We start from the raw sequence: 4,323 nt of genomic DNA on the forward strand, positions 1-4,323 counted from the left end.
AATAACTCTTTGCAATTACCGGTACTTATATTCTGCAGCAAACAAACGCAAAACCTTGCACTAAAATCATATCTTATTTACTCAGAAAACCCATCCTGAATGTTTGTTCACAACTTCTGTAATTACATGTATTACTAAGGGAAACACGACCATTTTGATCTATATCGTTCACTAAAAACTTCAGCAGTTTACTAATCTTGTTTTTCATCGTTTTTTGGAAGGGCAACGTCTTGTGAAGATGTCAGTTTTGCAATTATAGAATCTTTCAGAGAGGTCGTAAGTGAAGCTGAGATCAGAAACATTAAAAAGAGTTTTATGAACAGGGAAGTTAATGCGTTAAGTAAGAGAATAAACAGGGCAGGGACAATGAAGTACACAATTTGCTCGCGGTAGATCACTGATAAAATCGCTACTAAGAGAAGTAGAGCGCTCGTAATGAACAGTATTATCACCTCCAACAAGCAGAATTACTTCTGCTTTCTCAAATACTCCTTCTGCCTAGAGATAGCAACTTTTATATCTCTATCCTGTTTTTTGTTATCAGACTTAAAACAGGCGCTGAGAAATACCACTCTTTTCCCCTTTTCATCAATTAAAAAGTAGACTCTAATATGCTTCTTGAGACCGTTAGAAAACTCTCTAAACTCATACAACTTATTACCTAGAGCAATCTCCTTAATCTTTGGCTTCTTACCCTTTATCATTTCTAACGGCAAACCCTTTCCTTCCTGGAATTTCTCAATGAAATTGACGATGTTTTCTGCCGTAGATGCGTCTGATTTTGCCAATTCAAGAATGAAATCCCCAATATAAACTCGGCCAATGGCTTCGTCATAAAGGTAAACGGAGTAATCCTTCCATAGAAGCAATTCTTCTGAGCCCTTTGTGGAGCTTACTTGCGTGAATTTCTTGTCTTTCATACCAATCACCTCCAGCAGGTTGTCTGAAGGTAGTATACACCTACTTTGTGGATCTGTATATTACTATAGGATTACTTTTGACATATGTTTCAGTTGCTGTGTTGTCACGGAATTGCGGTATGCCTTTCTAATACAAGATTATATGTGCAATCAGAGGAAAAATAACAAACTAAATTATATTACTAAAATAAATACAAATATTACAAGGAATAAAAAATACAAAGTACTGAGTAATAACAATAAATAATACAAATAAGCAATACAAAAAATAGGGTTAGAAAACTAATTTGAAAAACAAAAACAGTTCAGCGAAATAGCAAAAGTATTAGTTATATACAATGAGTAATAGAAATAAATAAAGGAATAGTAGAACAGAACTAAAAGAAAGGTTATTTTGTTTTAGTAGTTATAGAAAAGAGAAAGATCAAAATAGGTATTGACTAATATTATCATATATGATAATATACTTATGTAAGTGATTCATAAACTAAATCTAGAAGGTGGTGTTATAGATGACAGGATTCGATAAACTGAAGGCCAACTTGATGAAGAACGAGGAATTCGCACGCTTATACAACGAGAGAAAACCATTAAGAAACTTCATAGATGAACTAATCGAGCTCAGAGTTGAGAAGGGTATGACCCAAAAGGATCTAAGCGAGCTCACAGGTATAAGCGTCCCAAATATCTCAAGAATAGAGGCAGGAAAACAGAATCTTTCTTATCAGATGATGTATAAACTCGTCAATGCTCTTGAAGGAAAGATCCTACTAACTGCCCAGGCCGATAATTGCATTAGACTTTCCAATGCGGCTGCGGAGAAACTTCAAGAACTAAGTGATGAGGCTAATACCTCACCAGAAGAATTCCTTATGAACCTTCTACAAAAGGCTTCAGAAGAATCGATAATTGCCTAGCTCGAAAGGACCTGCAAGAGAAAATAGGAGATGGCGAAATAGGTGGAGAAGTATAACGATCTTTTCACTGCTATCAATGCAATAGGCGAAAAACTAGCTTTTACCAGAGATTTACGATCTACCACTCTCGATATTTTCAAGGATCAAATCGATTCTCTAATCCCTCCTACTTGGAAACAAATAATGACAGGAATTCAAGAGCCGTCAATCGTTGCACAAGAAAGCATGGCTTCGCTGATTGATTTGAGCACTACCCAAAATCACATAAGCCTTCTTGCAAAACAGGTCGATCTAATAAACGAGGCCTTTATTAGTCTGCATGATTCCTGGAATCAAATCATAGGACCCTTGACAAGTGTCACTGAAAATCTTAAAGCAAATGTTTACACTGCCTATTTTGATTCAAGTTACAAGCTTTCGCTAGCCAGACAAATGGTACTGGCGATAAACTTTGAGCATTTCAGAGACGACCAGAGTCTACTAAGCAAATTGGGCAACAGTTTAAGGATTTTCAACAATGAGTTGATGCCATCGATAAACCGTTTTTATGAATCTCAGGAATCTGTTCAAAACACCCTTCAATTACCCGCTTTTGTTCTTCCGGAGACATCTCAAGAGGCATTTCTCCACGCATATTGCTTAAGGAACATGACTTCTACAGAAGATTCGTCAGTTGAGGAAGACCAATTAATACAGGTAATAGAGGAAGAAAACGCAGATTGTATAAGCCTCTTAGAATACGTGAACCCTAAACTGATTATACCTTTCAGAGGAGCACATGAAGCCATTCATCAGCAAAACACAGATCGGAAAAGGCATATTCTTTCCTCACTAAGAGAGCTATGGAATAGGTTGCTCCACAAATTAGCCCCAAATAATGAAGTGCTACCGTGGATTCCAATTCCAAATCGTAATGAAGAGTATATTGTAGAAGACAAGCCTACGAGGAAAGCAAGAATCATGTACATATGCAGGAATATCAACAACGGGTCTCTATCAGAATTTGTAGAAGTTGATGTAAAAGCGCTTATAGAGTTTTTTAAAGCACTAAACAGAGTGCACGAATTAGACCCGAGTCTTACAGAAGCACAGTTAAATTCGGTTTTAATTCGAAGTGACTCGGCAATAAAGTACTTAATAAACATTTGGAAGGAAACCCAAGAAAGCGAATAGCGGACAAGACAATACTAGATGCCTCGCTTTAAATATCACGAGCAACCATATATTCGATATCAAATAGGAATTTTTAGGTATCAAGAAACACATTACCTCAGGCTTATATTCGGAAGTCTCAACGGAGCGGGTAAAAGCTCCTAAACTCATATGAAGGGAGTAATCTGCTGTGAAACAGAAGGAAATTAGCAAGGCTATAAACAACTCTATTACTGAAGCTTATGGGATGGACTTTATTGAATTAACTAGACGCTTACCAGACAAAATTTTATTAGAAGTAGGAAAACTCATAGCTAGTACAGATTATGCCGTTCAATTCTTCAAGAACAAACGACACCCGAAGTTTTATCACAACAGAGAAACCTTAGAAAGAGCTGTAAGACGTGGATGGGCTTTGTCTTTTTTTTATAGCGGTGAACGGGTAGCTAATTATTTGGTTAGAAACGAGTACGAAATCAAGCGCCTTCTTCAGAAAAAAGAAGATAAAGAAAAGAAAGACAGCGAGAAAGTTAGCTGAGAAAAGATTAAAAATTTGATTAAACCAGTCTCCCAAGCGTCAGTGATAGTATTCTTCCCAAGGGATAAAAGCAAGAAATTCTAATTCAGACATACATGCCGTACTCCCTTTAACTTCAACATAGAATGCGTCAGGGGTTCCACTAAATGAAAAGTCTTCTATTTCAATGATAGTGTCGTCAATTAACGCATATAGTTTTGAGCGGCCTTTGGATCCACAAAAAACTCCTTTTGCAAAGATATGTTGATACGGAAAAGAAGGAACTCGATACAGTTCCCATCCCGTTAGTCCTTCACACCGTAAAGGGAGTTCCTGACCAGCAGGACTTAGTTTTTTAAGCGTTTCAGTGATAGTTGTCAGGACCTTCTTTTTTAACTTCGGCACATCATTGTGTTCCACCCTCACACCTCCCCAGTCGAATTTCATGTTGGTTTCTCTCACTGCAATTCTAGCGAAAATATTCCTTTTCAAAAAACAATAGTTTCATCAGAACAATAACAAATGGAGTTGTTGGCTTATCAGCAAAACTTATTTGCAATCTAATACGCAGAAACATTCATGAAAAAGATTTCTTAATCCATAATGTGAACTCACGAACGCTATTCACTTTGAGAAGAATCCAGTACAGATTGACTTGATCTATTTAACACAATGTTATTATGTTAAATTCACTAATTCTCCCCTATCCCACTGCCAGTAAAGGCTTCAATCGAATCTCTACCTCCGATGCTATCTCTCTTCAATTTTGTATTTTACTTAATATGTGATAATATCTATTTATGTTAAATTATTGAAT

Annotated in this window: 5 protein-coding genes; 3 read left to right on the plus strand and 2 right to left on the minus strand. The window is 36.5% G+C overall.

The features are described from left to right. Positions 1-467 precede the first annotated feature (467 nt). The gene (locus tag KO464_06825; GenBank protein ID MCC7573086.1) at positions 468-920 is read right to left on the minus strand and encodes a type II toxin-antitoxin system RelE/ParE family toxin; all 453 of its coding nucleotides are present in this window, start codon (positions 918-920) and stop codon (positions 468-470) included. 512 nt (positions 921-1,432) lie between these two features. Between KO464_06825 and KO464_06830 the strand changes: the two genes are divergently transcribed. The 3 genes from KO464_06830 to KO464_06840 all read left to right on the plus strand — a co-directional run bounded on the left by KO464_06830 (position 1,433) and on the right by KO464_06840 (position 3,527). Then, on the plus strand, positions 1,433-1,837 hold the full coding sequence (locus tag KO464_06830; GenBank protein MCC7573087.1) for a helix-turn-helix transcriptional regulator: 405 nt from the start codon (positions 1,433-1,435) through the stop codon (positions 1,835-1,837). Between the two features lie 42 nt (positions 1,838-1,879). Then, positions 1,880-3,010, plus strand: coding sequence for a hypothetical protein (locus KO464_06835; protein ID MCC7573088.1), 1,131 nt, complete (start codon positions 1,880-1,882; stop codon positions 3,008-3,010). Positions 3,011-3,179: 169 nt separating this feature from the next. Beyond that, a complete protein-coding gene (locus KO464_06840) occupies positions 3,180-3,527 on the plus strand; it encodes a hypothetical protein (GenBank protein ID MCC7573089.1) in 348 nt (115 codons plus the stop codon). Positions 3,528-3,566: 39 nt separating this feature from the next. Here the strand turns inward: KO464_06840 and KO464_06845 are convergent, their stop codons facing one another. Then, entirely contained in the window at positions 3,567-3,926 is a 360-nt protein-coding gene (locus tag KO464_06845; GenBank protein MCC7573090.1) for a hypothetical protein, read from the minus strand. Positions 3,927-4,323: the final 397 nt, after the last annotated feature.

This window comes from Methanofastidiosum sp. (assembly GCA_020854815.1).
Taxonomy (GTDB): domain Archaea; phylum Methanobacteriota_B; class Thermococci; order Methanofastidiosales; family Methanofastidiosaceae; genus Methanofastidiosum.

Excerpts from the sequence above, each read along its gene's own strand:
- KO464_06825 (MCC7573086.1), bottom strand. The coding sequence starts at position 920 with ATGAAAGACAAGAAATTCACGCAAGTAAGCTCCACAAAGGGCTCAGAA.
- KO464_06830 (MCC7573087.1), top strand. The coding sequence starts at position 1,433 with ATGACAGGATTCGATAAACTGAAGGCCAACTTGATGAAGAACGAGGAA.